The following is a 13,366-nucleotide window of genomic DNA, read 5'->3' on the forward strand; positions in this document are numbered from 1 at the left end:
GTAAGGATGTCGATATCGAGCATTAGTGGATGAAATATTGTTTCCTCGTCCCTTACGCCATATTTTCGCCTCGTCAAACAAGCACCCACAAACCCAAATTCCAGCAATTTATTCCGTGCACGACCCAAGGTAAATAAAAAAGGCCTCACAATGAGGCCTTTTTTATTTGTACTACTGAAGAGCTCTGCGATCAATACTCAGGCAGTTTAATTCCACCAAGCAATTCATCCAGCTCAATTTTTGAGCTGCAATTAAACGCACGATCAACTAGCTCTTTCGTCAAATGAGGCGCGAACAACTCAATGAAGTCATACATAAAGCCCCTTAAGAACGTCCCACGCCTAAAGGCCAAGCGCGTTGTACTGGCCTTAAAGAGATGGCTTGCATCCAAAGCAACCAAATCAGAGTCGGCTTCAGGATCGTAAGCCTGCTTAGCGACAATCCCAATGCCCAAACCTAGGCGTACATAGGTTTTAATAACATCAGCATCGGCCGCGGTAAATACCACCTTCGGCGCAAGGCCGTGCTCCATAAAGGCTTCATCCAGCTTTGAGCGACCAGTAAAACCAAACACGTAGGTAACTAACGGGTGCTTAGCCACGTCTTGAATTGTTAGCTCAGACAACTGACATAACGGATGGTTTTTAGGGACTAAAATGCAACGGTTCCAGTTATAGCAAGGCAACATGATTAAGTCGCTGAAAAGGTCCATTGCTTCAGTTGCGATTGCAAAATCAACAGAGCCATCGGCCGCCATCTCCGAGATTTGCATCGGCGTGCCTTGGTTTAGCTGCAACGACACATCCGGATACTCATCTATAAATTTAGAGATGATGTTTGGCAGCACATAGCGTGCCTGCGTATGCGTAGTCGCAATAGAAAGGTTGCCCTTACGCTCATCACTGAACTCTTGCGCAACTTGCTTGATACTTTCTACCTTGCGTAGGATTTCTCCTGCTGTGCGCAAAATAGCTTCGCCTGCCGGCGTAATTCGAGTGAGATGCTTGCCGCTACGGGAGAAAACCTCAACGCCCAACTCATCCTCTAAGAGGCGAATTTGCTTGCTAATACCGGGTTGAGATGTGTAAAGGCTTTGAGCGGTTGCTGACACATTAAGATCGTGATGCGCAACTTCCCAGATATATCGTAACTGCTGGAGTTTCATTATGCCCTCCGATTGGCGGCAAAGTAATTAACGTTAAATAAATGGAAGCGGAAAAACACATTAACAAGCGAATTCAACTGAGCGAAAATGCGCACTCATCATTTTGCTTATAAAAATATAAATAAATATTCTTTTGAAGAATAGATGCAAATCAGTATATTTGCCAACCTCTTTATAACTCTTAATGTAGCAGGCACAAAGCGGAACAGCGAATGTGTATGCGATCATAGCTCCAAATTACTCAATTAGTAGGTGTCTTGTTGATAGACTTTCTGTTTTACATCTTGGCCGGCGCTGGCGTAGGATTGGCTGTAGGGCTTACAGGTGTTGGCGGCGGGTCACTAATGACTCCTCTACTTATCCTTTGGGGTATACCCGAAAAAATCGCCATCGGCACAGACCTTCTCTATGCCGCTATCACTAAAGCCGGTGGCGCCTGGACTCACGCAAAGCAAAGAAGTGTGCGCTGGGACATCGTCGCGCTGCTCGCGGTAGGCAGTATTCCAGCTTCAATGCTCACAAGCCTTGCCCTGAGTTACCTCCTTCAGGACATCGACTACTCACCACTACTCAACAAAGCCTTGGGAGCTATGCTTATTCTTACAGGCGCTGTTTTACTGTTTAAAAAGCAGGTTGAAGCGGAATCACATGACCTTTCTCACGGTGAACGCTGGTACCAACGCCACAATAAACCCGTGACCATTATCGCGGGCCTGGGGTTGGGCGTCTTGGTTACGCTGTCGTCCGTGGGCGCAGGCGCATTTTGCGCGGTTTTATTATTACTGTTATACCCTCGGCTTAGTGCTATTGGCGTTGTAGGGACCGATATTGCACACGCCGTACCGCTAACGTTTGTTGCAGGCATGGGCCACTTCATATTACTCGGCAACATCGACTTTGCTCTACTGGGCGGCCTGTTAATAGGCTCGTTGCCCGCCGTACACTTAGGTGCAAAACTTGCCAACCGCGTCCCTAACGGTGTACTACGTCCTATACTGGCGAGCTTGTTAGTCATTATTGGGGTTAAATTCGCACTCTTTTAACACAATTTGACACTTTTCCGTATCCACAAAAAAGTGTTCGCTGCTCGCCCAAAAAGCAGGATTCAATAAACTGGCTTTTTGGTTATACCGCAGCGGCACTCCGGCCAAGTCTAGTAAGTGCCCGCCTGCCCCCTCCAAAATGGCTTGTGCAGCCGCAGTATCCCACTCGGAGGTTGGCCCTAGCCTGACATAAATATCAGCCATGCCTTCTGCAATTAAGCACATTTTTAAAGAGCTACCAACGGCCTTAACATCAATGCCGCTTAGCCCCTTAAAATACTGATTCGCCGCCAAACTATGATATGAGCGGCTCGCCAACACAGTAATGGGCTGAGCAGGTAAAGAGGTGTGAACCGGTATCCACTCAACACCCTGCATCAACGCTTGACCAGTCCATTCACCAAGCTGAGCTTTAACCGTATAAGTATCCAGTGCAACGCCCGGTATTAAACGAGCAATGATTGCTTGCTCAATAGTTGACTCGATACTTAAGCCCACATAAAGACTGCCAATAACCGGTGCAGCAATAATACCCAAAACAGCACGCCCACCAACCACAAGCGCCACATTAACTGTAAACTCATCCGTGCCCGCAATAAACTCTTTGGTGCCATCCAATGGATCCACCAACCAATAAGCAGGCCATTGCGAGCGCTGAGCAAAATCCTCAGCTACGGCCTCCTCACTTAACACCGGAATGTCCGCCACATTTAACAGGCACTTTTCCAATATTTGGTGAGCCTCCATATCAGCTTGAGTGACAGGCGTTTTATCGTCTTTGTAGGCTACCTGCAATAACGACGAGCTTGAATCGTAACATTCAAGTATGGCCGAACACGCATCCGCAACGGCCGCCAAAATAATGTGCATCACAGGACTGTTATTCATGAGTCGTCTACTATGTAAGGGGAAACAAACCAGAGGGTAACATGCCGAAGAACATCGCTACACGCTGCACCCGTTCGCCATACATCCATTCATTAAGCACCGGCCCACTTTGTAGCCATTCACCTTATAGAAGCGTGTCGACACAGCGAGCACTCTTCACGCGGCTTTTTCTGTGCATAGCAATTGGACTCTCATCACCAGCGATCAGCCAAACCACCCCACAAGAACCCCCAGCCCAAAACACAGACACAGACACAGACACAGAAGCGGACGCTGTGAAAAACAAACCCGAAGGTGAAATCGACGAGAGCCAAAAAGAAGCAACTGAAACAGCCCCAGCAGTTCTAGGCCCAGGCCAACAGTACCGATACGATCCACTGCAACAACAATCATTAATAGAAGCCGAGCTACTATCTACTCACCAGCAAACTGAAAGTATTTGGCTTACAGCAAACGAAGCCAACTTTTTAGCCCTTTGGAGCAAAGACAAAAGTGGTGACCCGCAAGGTGCCGTTTTAATACTTCCTAGCGAAAACACAAACCCAGCAAATAAGCATACGTTAAACAATATTCAAAGCTACTTGAGCAAAAATGGCTGGTCCACACTCACGCTCAGCATGCCAAAGCAGCTCAAAAAATCACCGCCCGACAGACCCGCTGAAATAAAAATCGAACCGACAATACCTAACAACACCGATACAGCTGTAACTGATACGGCCACCGAAAACACAGATGATGTAGACCCCGAAGAAAGCACAGTAGATGAATCTCAGGTCGTTTACGATGATTCTGCCGAAGACCAATCAGAAGGAAAAACGATTAACACCAGTGAGACAACCAATGCCGATGTGGACGCTGCACCTAGCCCACCGCCACCTCCAACGCCAGTAGAGCCAGTAGAGCCCGAAGCATTAGCTCGCATAGCGGCAGGAATACAATATTTACAAGATAACAAGCAGCTCAATAACATTGTATTAGCCGACGGCATAAGCGCTGCGCGCATTATACGCGCCATGTATTCCGAAGAAGCCAAAACCGATGCCGCAGCATTCCAGTCAGTACGCGGGTTAATCTTGCTGAATAGTTTACAAAAACTAGAAGAAACCCCTGAGTTCAACTTCCTCAACGCCTTCGAAAAAATCACGGTGCCGACATTTGATATTATAGAAAGCGCATCTGGGAGAATAGATGTAGACATCGCGATGCAAAACCTAGCGCATCGAAAAAATCAGGCTCGCGCCAGTAACATACCTGTATACCTTAGCCGAAAAATACAACCCACCCCGCTTGGCTCTCATGGAGAACTACGACTAACCCGTATTATTCGTGGTTTTTTATACCAGCATGCACAAGGTATGGAAAGTAAGCCCAACTAGGCTAGCAATAACGAACAACTTGCGCATAAGGTACCTGCAACGCAAGAGCCTCACTGACATTAGTACCATTACACAGCACAGCCATCGCTTTAATAACTCCCGCATGCGTAACCGCAGCGATGTGATGCAAACCTTGCGCTTTCGCTTGGGCAATTGCATCGCGCCGCCATAAAGCAACCCGGCGAATTAAGTGCTCAAAACTCTCCCCTTCAGGCGCTGCAAAAGTTAATGGATTTATAGCCCACTCATCTAAAGCATGGCGATCAATATCATCCCACAACTCTCCTTCCCAGCGACCAAAATTGAGCTCAAGCAAGCGATCATCAAAACAAGCATTCACCCAAAGGGATTTAGCCAAAATACGGCATCGTTTAAGGGGGCTGGAGAATCTAAGTATTTGATCTTCTGGAGGAAGCGCTGAAATTAAGTGCTCGCGCTGGCCAGCGACAAACCCCTGAGCGGAGATATCACTTCGGCCATAACAAATACCCGCCATATCAACAGGGCAATGCCTTATAAGATGAAATTGCATTATGTTAAAGCCGCGACACAACCGAGATAAAATAATACTTCAGAAAATTGCTGCACCGCCCCCAAACCATCCCCCGTAAAACCACCTAATGTTTGCCGCAATTTTCGCATTAGATATTCCCGCCCGACATACCCAAAGCCAAGCGCTATTAAAAGGGCAAAAAAACCACCCTGCGAAAAGAAAACCCCGCAAAAACATGGAATCAAAATAAAAAGCGGTGCGCTACTACGTAATAACGTTTTATGGGTAATAGCGCTAGCAAGCGGTTTTGACTTACTGCCGGCCTCGTCCTGCACATAAGGAAGCTGCCACATTACCGTTAAAGCCAACCAGCGGCTATAAGTTTGCCCCAACACAAACACAATGAGCAACTCACTTGTTGAAACGGAGAGGGTCAACAACGCCAAAAACTTAATACCCAGCATACCAACAATACCTACAACGCCATAAGTACCTAGGCGGGAGTCTTTCATTATTCGTTTTATTGCTGCAGGACTATACCCACCACCCAAAGCGTCGCAGGTATCGGCCCAACCATCTTCATGAAAAGCGCCCGTAGCATAAATACAAGCGGCCATCGTCAGCGCTAGCGATATTGCCACAGGGAAAAACATTACTAGAAACGCATATAAAATAGCGCCCAGTAAACCGACACAAGTGCCCACCAACGGAAAATAAACAGCCGATAGCTCAAGCAGCTTGGGCCTAAAAAAAACCCACTGCGGCGCAGGGAAGCGAGTTAAAAAAACGCTCGCATTAAAAAACAACATTAGCTGCATTTTTATTTTCTGCGACAATTTTTTATGCGTACTCAAGATGCACTTTCACTAACGCCAGCCTCGCTAAAGGAAGCCATTTGATTTAAAAGATTCACCGCTGAAACCAACAAGGGATAGGCCATGGCGCTACCACTGCCCTCCCCCAAACGCATACCTAGACTCAAGATAGGTTTACGCTGTAAATATCTCAACAAAACGCCATGCCCCTGCTCGGCAGAACCATGCGAAAAAATACAATATTCAATAACCAGAGGGTTAATTAAACGCGCAACGGCTAGTGCAGCAGTTCCGATAAAACCATCAACCAAGATAACCATTTTCCGACTGGCTGCCTCTAAGTAAGCACCAACCATCATTGCAATTTCATAGCCGCCAAAGATACTCAACAATAAAGCACCATCGCTTTTCGCTTCAGGTAGTAAAGCTTCATGATGAGTTAAGGCTTTTTCAATCACTTTAATTTTATGCAGAATACCCTGAGCATCTAACCCTGTACCCGCACCAACACATTCACCTAACTCGGCACCCGTAATAAGGTGCGTTAAAACCGCTGCAGACGTTGTATTACCAATACCCATCTCACCTAGCAACACAACATTACAACCATCGCTAGAGGCGTGCGCAACTACATCGGCGCCGGCACTAATCGCTTGATCTACGTGATTAGCCTGCATCGCCAAATCCTGGCTAAAATTACGCGTACCGAAACCCACTTTGCGCTGCTGCAGCCCATCCAAACCTGACACATCCGCATTAATACCCGCATCCACAATCCCAAGAGCGATATTGTGCTGTTGCGCTAAAACACTAATTGCTGCGCCGCCGGCCAGGAAATTAGCCACCATTTGTTGCGTTACCGCTTGCGGAAAAGCACTAACCCCCTCATCACAAATACCGTGATCGCCAGCAAAAATAAACGCGTGCGGCAGAGTCAAAGTGGGGATTAATGTATTTTGAATCATGCCAATACGTAAAGCGATGTGCTCCACGTCACCAAGCGAGCCCAAGGGTTTTGTTTTGTTATTCAGCTTATGCTGTATCGACGCTCGTATAGCTTCACGAACAGGATCAATATTAATTCCACTTATAGCTTGCTGTGAAGCCATTAATAATCCACCCCTTTACGTGCCTTTACGCCGCTTTTATAGGCATGTTTAATATCTTTCACTTCAGAGACTGTATCGACAGCCTTTTGCAACAAAGAACCGCCACCACGGCCCGTCACAACAACGCTCTGCTCTACTGGGCGGTTTCGAATAGCCGCAACAATTTTATCTTCATCCAAATATTTATAGCCAATCATATAAGTCAGCTCATCTAAGACTACCAAGTCAATAGACTCATCCTGTAAATACTTCTCTGCATACTCCCATGTTCGCTCAGCGGCCGCGATATCTGCACTGCGATCCTGCGTATTCCAAGTGAAACCCGTACCCATTTGATAAAATTCAACCTGTGGGCACTGCTCTTTAATATAAATCTCCTCACCAGACAGTTGTACGCCCTTAATAAACTGCACAACCGCGACTTTTTGGCCGTAACCCAAAGCCCGCAACACCATACCAAAAGCCGAACTGCTCTTGCCCTTACCATTGCCGGTTAACAACACAGCCACGCCACGTTCTATATCTGCTTTTGCGATATTAGCGTCAACGTTTGTTTTCTGCTTTTGCATTGCCGTTTTGTGTTTTTCGTTTTTATCTATTTCAGCCATAAATTACTCGCAAGCACATCCATGTGCCGTATCAGAAAATTAAAAAGTCGCCTTCACACCAGCCACCCAGTTGCGGCCATCTTCGTTGTACGATGGATTTAGAGTATATTCTTTATCAAACATATTATTGAGCTTTGCCTGTAAACGTATCTCATTCGTGAGCTGATAAGAAAAGGTGGCATTAGCAATACCATAACCAGGCGAGTAACCAGATACGGCAATTGAAACCGGCACCTTTCGCTCAGACTGCATTTTAGCTTGTACGCCAAACTCAAAATCAGAAAAGGCTTTTAGCCACTCAATACGTAAAGTTTTTTTCGCACGGTAGTCTAAAGTCTTTTCTTCAGACTGAGAAGTCGCATCAACAGCGTTGAGATAATCAGCAGCTACATCAAAGCTACCTAGAGCACCAACAGGAATAGCCACGGCAAGCTCAACCCCTTGCATACTGGCCTTACCGACATTCATCGGCGACCAAGCTCCTTCCTCATCAGGCGCCCACTGAATAAGATTTTCAATATTTTTATCATAAATAGATGCCTGAAACGTAATGGCATTTAAATTCAACCTATAACCAAATTCACTACTTTCAGACTCTTCCGGCTTCAGTTCAGGGTTGCCACCCCAAGGGAAATAAAGGTCATTAAACGTCGGTGCTTTAAACCCTTCGGCATAACGAGCGTAAATCCGATGAGCACTTAAAAAATCCAGTGAAATACCAGCGCTAGGCGTAGTAGGGCTAGCAACTCGCTCAATATTATCTTCCCTTAAGCCAAGCGAGTACGAAAAAGCACCGAAACCACCATTAAACTGAGCAAATACACCATCAGTTTTTCTACGATTTTCATTGTAATCGGAAGTACTTTCGACTTCAGCTAAATGACGCTCCACTCCTAAAGTTACGGTTTGCCCTAAAAAACGTATGTCATTTAACCAGCTCATGGTTTTATTAACCGTTTTAAAAACACTACTGACCGAATTTACTTCAGGGTTATTTTCCTTATCTTCACTTTCGTCTGCAGAGTAACCAATATTAAGATTAGTACTGTACATATCATTAACTTCACGAGCTGCAGTCAAGTGATGAACAACAAGGGAAGACTCACTGTAAGGCAGTAATTTGTAATCATCGGGACTAAAAATACTGGGTAACTTATCGAAATCTGATTCACCACTGTTAGCAAAACTAAACAGTGCAATCATGGACTGCTTATCTGGTCGATAACTAAGGTCAAGCGCCCCACCCATGCGCTCATAACCATCTTTATCAGCAATATTTTCGCCGATAAAGCTGTGTTTGATGCTATCAATACCATCAGAACTTTCACGTACAGCCGCGACAGCCAAGTCTAGCTGACCACCATCTACATTACCTGCAATTGCAGCACGATGATAATTATGAGAACCATATTCCACACCGACATTAACGCCACTTTCCTTATTAATTGTTGCGGCAGTCTTAATATTCACGACTCCGGCCATGGCATCACTCCCGTAAAGAGCCGAAGCAGAGCCTCGCAATAGCTCTACGTGCCCCACAAGTTCAGACGGAACCAATGCATAACGCGCCGTACCTAAGGTAGCACTTGATATTCGCACCCCATTAACCAACATAAGAGTCTGCCCGGAGCTAGACCCCCGAACTTGGATACTACTTACGGCACCTCGACCACCTGAGCGCAGTACATCCACCCCAGGCTGCATTTCAAACATATCATTCAAGTCGTAAGGCTGGATACGTTTGATATCCTCCGCTGTAAACTGGCTGACAGAACCGATCACATCACCTAATGGTTGCTCGATGCGGGAAATTGTAACGATAGTTTCTTCTATTTTTGGGGGGGTAACTTCAAGAGAAAAAACAACAGTTGGAAAAAAGGACGCAGCCATTACAGCAACGCTTAAAAAGGATTTCTTTTGTATTTTTTGAGAGATCATAGTCATTACTAAATATCAGTGAATACTATGATGCTACAGGCAGGAAAAGCCGAACGGGAATGGTTATAGGCTTTGGAATAGCACTTTAAAACCAAACAGGAACTGCTGATGTCGCCCACCGCAACATCGTGAATACCTATTGGTTTAAAATACCGAATAGGTGCGCACACTCAGGCCGGTATCCGGGCTCTTGGCTAACACTGTTATTTCGTCTTCCCACACTAAAAAGCGCAGTGACATTTGAAACAACTAAACCAATTACCGTTGCGGGGGCAGCTCAAGCTCTTCACTTGATTCCCGTTTAACCCAACTCGACTTTCTTTGGGCACCTCAATGCGGGCGCGAGTTTACTGGGCTGAAGATAGGCGCGCAAGGCGTTTCACGAAATGATCACTGCTTATTGGGGCCGAGGAAAAATACTTTATCTAATAATACTTGCCTCCTGCTTGCTCAACTGGGTTGCCCGAAGCGTTACATGCCTCGGTAACTGCTCCACGACATTATGCTTCTGCAATGTCCAATAAAGGGCTTCCTGCCCCTTAATCGACAGACACAAAAAAGCCCGCCCCAAAGGGGCAGGCTTTAAGAAAGCAATTTAAGTAAAAACTTACTTATCTTGGCTTTCGATTTGCGCTTTAATCAGGTCACCAATAGTGGTTGCGCCTGATACTGCGTCAGATTGCTTATTGTGCTCTTTAACCGCTGTCTTCTCTTCTGCAACATCTTTCGCTTTAACAGAAAGAACAATTAGACGACTCTTGCGATCAACATTGGTGATTTTAGCTTCAACTTCATCACCTTCTTTCAACACATTACGCGCGTCTTCAATCTTATCGCGGCTAATGTCAGAAGCTTTCAAAGTAGCTTCTACATCGTCTGCCAAAGTAATGATGGCTGCTTTAGCATCAACTTCTTTAACAATACCTTTAACGATTGTGCCTTTGTCGTTCTCAGCAACATAAGCGCTGAACGGATCTTCGTCCAATTGCTTAATGCCTAAAGAGATACGCTCGCGCTCTGGGTCGATTGCCAACACAACAGTTTCAAGCTCATCACCCTTCTTGAATCGACGCACAGCTTCTTCGCCAGTTTCGTTCCAAGAGATATCAGACAAGTGAACAAGTCCGTCGATGCCGCCATCCAAGCCAATAAAGATACCAAAGTCAGTGATAGATTTGATCTTACCGCTGATTTTGTCGCCTTTAGCGAATTGGTTAGAGAATGCATCCCACGGATTTTCTTGACACTGCTTGATACCCAATGAAATACGACGACGCTCTTCGTCAATATCCAAGATCATCACTTCAACTTCGTCGCCTAACTGCACAACTTTAGAAGGGTGGATGTTCTTGTTGGTCCAATCCATTTCTGAAACGTGAACCAAACCTTCAACACCGGTTTCGATTTCCGCGAAGCAACCGTAGTCAGTAAGATTAGTAATCTTAGCTTTAACTTTGGCGCCTTCAGGGTAACGGCCAGTGATATCGGCCCATGGATCTTCACCCAATTGCTTAAGACCAAGAGAAACACGATTGCGCTCACGATCAAACTTAAGCACTTTAACGTCGATTTCGTCGCCAACATTAACGATTTCGCTAGGATGCTTAATACGCTTCCAAGCCATATCGGTGATGTGCAACAAGCCATCTACGCCGCCCAAGTCAACGAAGGCACCGTAATCGGTAAGGTTCTTAACGATACCTTTAACAGATTGACCTTCTTGAAGAGTGGCCAATAACTGCTCACGCTCGTGTGAGTTAGCTTGTTCCATAACAGCGCGACGAGAAACAACAACGTTGTTGCGCTTCTGATCAAGCTTAATAACTTTGAATTCAAGCTCTTTGCCTTCAAGGTGCGTGGTTTCACGTACAGGACGAACGTCAACCAATGAACCCGGCAAGAATGCACGAATACCAGCAACGTCAACGGTGAAACCACCCTTAACCTTACCGTTAATAATACCTTTAACAACTTCTTCAGCTGTGTGCGCACTTTCAAGCACTTTCCAGCTTTCTGCACGTTTTGCTTTTTCGCGTGAGAGTTTAGTTTCACCGAAACCATCTTCTACGCTTTCGAGGGCAACTTGTACTTCATCGCCAAGCTCTAAAGTCAGCTTACCGTCATCGTTGTAAAACTGCTCTGCGGGAATAACACCCTCAGATTTAAGGCCTGCGTGAACAGTAACCCAGTCTTGATCAATATCGATTACAACGCCCGTTACAATTGAACCGGGAACCATATCTACGGTTAATAAACTTTCTTCAAAGAGTTCTGCAAAGCTTTCGCTCATTGCGATACCTGTAATGTTTTTTCATGGCGCTAACCCAAAAAAAAGGTTTGCCACTCACCGTGATACCAGCGACACGGGTCTATTAAAGTTATTGCAACAACAGCCAGTGCTGGTGGTTCCGCTGCTGCAATGTAGTTCCTCACGAAATATGAGGCGTGCGGAATCTACCAGATTGCACACCCAAAAACAAGACCTATAACTTAAACACCCGATAATCGCTACTGGTTTGATATCCCGTGGGGCACATGCCCGGCCGCGACATGCGCATTGGCCGAATCACAATGACTGCGCTGATCATCAAAAAAAACATCCGCGCCATAGGCCTTCAAAAACAACCCCTTATCCATCCCACCCAAAAATAAAGACTCATCGATGCGCACCCCCCAGGCACGCAACGTGAGAATCACTCGCTCATGCGCCGGCGCAGACCGAGCCGTTACTAAAGCCGTTCGAATAGGACACTCCCCTTCGGGAAACTCTTTTTGCAAAGCCTGAAGGGCCGATAGAAAATGACGGAACGGACCACCCTCCAACGGCTTTTTGGCTGATTCCTTTTCGCTTTTAGCGAAAGCCTCCAGACCCTCAGCCTGATAAATACGCTCCGCCTCATCACTAAAAAGAACAGCATCGCCATCGAAAGCAAAACGCAACTGTGGCGACACATCAGGAGCGCCGCCAGCCGACAACAATGTCGCCGCAGCCACGCCATTTTCAAGCGCGCGCCCCACATCCTCCGCATAAGTCGATAAAAACAACTGACTCTTAAATGGAGCAATGTAGCGAAAAGGACTCTCTCCGCCAGTGAATGCTGCGCGGGTAATATCCAGACCATAGTGATTTATAGAATTAAAGACCCGCAGGCCCGTATCTGCACTATTGCGAGACAGCAGAATAATCTCCACACAACGCCGCCCCAACAGCTGATTAATCCTTAACAACTTATTCACCATAGCAAAAGCCTGACCCGGCTTGAGCACGTCATTCTCATGCTCTATCTGATATTCCGAGTAGGCACGAAGCCCCTGCGACTCAAACACCGCATGACTCTCATCCAGATCAAATAACGCACGCGAACTAATCGCCACGACCAACTGCTCAACACCACCATCACCAGACATAGAACCCTCGTTAGCGCTTAACCTGCAAATTCAAATATTCCTGTTCATAAGGGAACACACCAAAACCACCACCCGTGTGCACAAAAACAACATCACCCAACGGCGCCCCAACTGCCCTCAAATCCGACACAAAGCCATGGAACGCCTTACCAGTATAGACAGGGTCTAGCATCACCCCCTCCAATCGTGCAAGCTCTAACGCCATTGCCAAATCCGAGGCGCCTGGCCTAGCGTAACCCCCACCAACATAAGCATCGACCGTACGATAACGCGGCTCCGCCTGCAGCTGAACCCCGGGATTGAGCCTTTTCCAATCAGCAATATCGGCCGCCACCTTACGGTTGAAATATGCCGCATCATCACATACCGCATACCCCACCAAATCCACATCAAAGCCTGCCAAAGCAAACCCCAACGCCAACCCTGCTTGCGTACCGCCCGACCCAGTCGCGCACGCAACAACAGCCGGAGCAATGCCCTCCCGACGAAAATCCTCAATCAGCTCAAAAGCAGCAGCGGCATA

The 13,366-nt window shown here is 46.5% G+C and carries 12 protein-coding genes and 1 riboswitch; of the genes, 2 read left to right on the top strand and 10 right to left on the bottom strand.

Going from position 1 to position 13,366, the window contains the following annotated elements; genetic code table 11:
* Window positions 1-190: 190 nt before the first annotated feature.
* Window positions 191-1,165, bottom strand: coding sequence for an HTH-type transcriptional regulator CysB (gene cysB, locus AC3A8L_RS13780; protein WP_487962845.1), 975 nt, complete (start codon window positions 1,163-1,165; stop codon window positions 191-193).
* A 260-nt stretch (window positions 1,166-1,425) separates the two neighbouring features.
* Here cysB and AC3A8L_RS13785 point away from each other — a divergent pair, with 260 nt between their 5' ends.
* Window positions 1,426-2,208, top strand: a complete 783-nt coding sequence (locus AC3A8L_RS13785) for a sulfite exporter TauE/SafE family protein (protein ID WP_487962846.1) — start codon at window positions 1,426-1,428, stop codon at window positions 2,206-2,208.
* Here the strand turns inward: AC3A8L_RS13785 and AC3A8L_RS13790 are convergent.
* Window positions 2,173-3,096 carry a 3'(2'),5'-bisphosphate nucleotidase CysQ family protein gene (locus AC3A8L_RS13790; protein WP_487962847.1) on the bottom strand — a complete coding sequence of 308 codons (924 nt, stop codon included), beginning with the start codon at window positions 3,094-3,096 and terminating at the stop codon, window positions 2,173-2,175. The genes AC3A8L_RS13785 and AC3A8L_RS13790 overlap by 36 nt on opposite strands.
* Before the next feature lie 41 nt (window positions 3,097-3,137).
* On the opposite strand from AC3A8L_RS13790, the gene AC3A8L_RS13795 reads away from it, so the two are divergent.
* Entirely contained in the window at window positions 3,138-4,472 is a 1,335-nt protein-coding gene (locus AC3A8L_RS13795; protein WP_487962848.1) for a DUF3530 family protein, read from the top strand.
* A 1-nt stretch (window position 4,473) separates the two neighbouring features.
* Here AC3A8L_RS13795 and AC3A8L_RS13800 read toward each other — a convergent pair whose 3' ends face one another.
* The 8 genes from AC3A8L_RS13800 to AC3A8L_RS13835 form a co-directional block, all read right to left on the bottom strand.
* On the bottom strand, window positions 4,474-5,004 hold the full coding sequence (locus AC3A8L_RS13800; protein WP_487962849.1) for a histidine phosphatase family protein: 531 nt from the start codon (window positions 5,002-5,004) through the stop codon (window positions 4,474-4,476).
* Complete coding sequence (locus AC3A8L_RS13805) at window positions 5,004-5,819, bottom strand: adenosylcobinamide-GDP ribazoletransferase (protein WP_487962850.1); 816 nt, start codon at window positions 5,817-5,819, stop codon at window positions 5,004-5,006. The genes AC3A8L_RS13800 and AC3A8L_RS13805 overlap by 1 nt, the downstream gene beginning before the upstream one ends.
* The gene (gene cobT / locus AC3A8L_RS13810; RefSeq protein WP_487962851.1) at window positions 5,816-6,889 is read right to left on the bottom strand and encodes a nicotinate-nucleotide--dimethylbenzimidazole phosphoribosyltransferase; all 1,074 of its coding nucleotides are present in this window, start codon (window positions 6,887-6,889) and stop codon (window positions 5,816-5,818) included. The genes AC3A8L_RS13805 and cobT overlap by 4 nt, the downstream gene beginning before the upstream one ends.
* Window positions 6,889-7,497, bottom strand: a complete 609-nt coding sequence (cobO, locus tag AC3A8L_RS13815) for a cob(I)yrinic acid a,c-diamide adenosyltransferase (protein WP_487962852.1) — start codon at window positions 7,495-7,497, stop codon at window positions 6,889-6,891. Before cobO ends, cobT begins: the two co-directional genes overlap by 1 nt.
* 39 nt (window positions 7,498-7,536) lie before the next feature.
* On the bottom strand, window positions 7,537-9,435 hold the full coding sequence (locus tag AC3A8L_RS13820) for a TonB-dependent receptor domain-containing protein (RefSeq protein ID WP_487962853.1): 1,899 nt from the start codon (window positions 9,433-9,435) through the stop codon (window positions 7,537-7,539).
* Window positions 9,436-9,591: 156 nt separating this feature from the next.
* Window positions 9,592-9,783, bottom strand: a riboswitch (cobalamin riboswitch).
* A 259-nt stretch (window positions 9,784-10,042) separates the two neighbouring features.
* Window positions 10,043-11,725: a 30S ribosomal protein S1 gene (gene rpsA, locus AC3A8L_RS13825; protein ID WP_487962854.1), complete on the bottom strand. Its 1,683-nt coding sequence runs from the start codon at window positions 11,723-11,725 to the stop codon at window positions 10,043-10,045.
* 218 nt (window positions 11,726-11,943) lie between these two features.
* Window positions 11,944-12,843: a 5'-nucleotidase gene (locus tag AC3A8L_RS13830; RefSeq protein WP_487962855.1), complete on the bottom strand. Its 900-nt coding sequence runs from the start codon at window positions 12,841-12,843 to the stop codon at window positions 11,944-11,946.
* A gap of 10 nt (window positions 12,844-12,853) precedes the next feature.
* Window positions 12,854-13,366 (bottom strand): pyridoxal-phosphate dependent enzyme (locus AC3A8L_RS13835; RefSeq protein ID WP_487962856.1); only part of this gene is annotated, 513 nt, incomplete at its 5' end.

It is taken from the genome of Marinagarivorans sp. (assembly GCF_982758155.1).

What these genes read in the sequence shown, in the direction of transcription:
- cysB (WP_487962845.1), bottom strand. Translation starts at nt 1,165, where the DNA reads ATGAAACTCCAGCAGTTACGATATATCTGGGAAGTTGCGCATCACGAT.
- cobT (WP_487962851.1), bottom strand. Translation starts at nt 6,889, where the DNA reads ATGGCTTCACAGCAAGCTATAAGTGGAATTAATATTGATCCTGTTCGT.
- AC3A8L_RS13800 (WP_487962849.1), bottom strand. Translation starts at nt 5,004, where the DNA reads ATGCAATTTCATCTTATAAGGCATTGCCCTGTTGATATGGCGGGTATT.
- AC3A8L_RS13790 (WP_487962847.1), bottom strand. Translation starts at nt 3,096, where the DNA reads ATGAATAACAGTCCTGTGATGCACATTATTTTGGCGGCCGTTGCGGAT.
- AC3A8L_RS13795 (WP_487962848.1), top strand. Translation starts at nt 3,138, where the DNA reads ATGCCGAAGAACATCGCTACACGCTGCACCCGTTCGCCATACATCCAT.
- rpsA (WP_487962854.1), bottom strand. Translation starts at nt 11,725, where the DNA reads ATGAGCGAAAGCTTTGCAGAACTCTTTGAAGAAAGTTTATTAACCGTA.
- AC3A8L_RS13830 (WP_487962855.1), bottom strand. Translation starts at nt 12,843, where the DNA reads ATGTCTGGTGATGGTGGTGTTGAGCAGTTGGTCGTGGCGATTAGTTCG.
- AC3A8L_RS13820 (WP_487962853.1), bottom strand. Translation starts at nt 9,435, where the DNA reads ATGATCTCTCAAAAAATACAAAAGAAATCCTTTTTAAGCGTTGCTGTA.
- cobO (WP_487962852.1), bottom strand. Translation starts at nt 7,497, where the DNA reads ATGGCTGAAATAGATAAAAACGAAAAACACAAAACGGCAATGCAAAAG.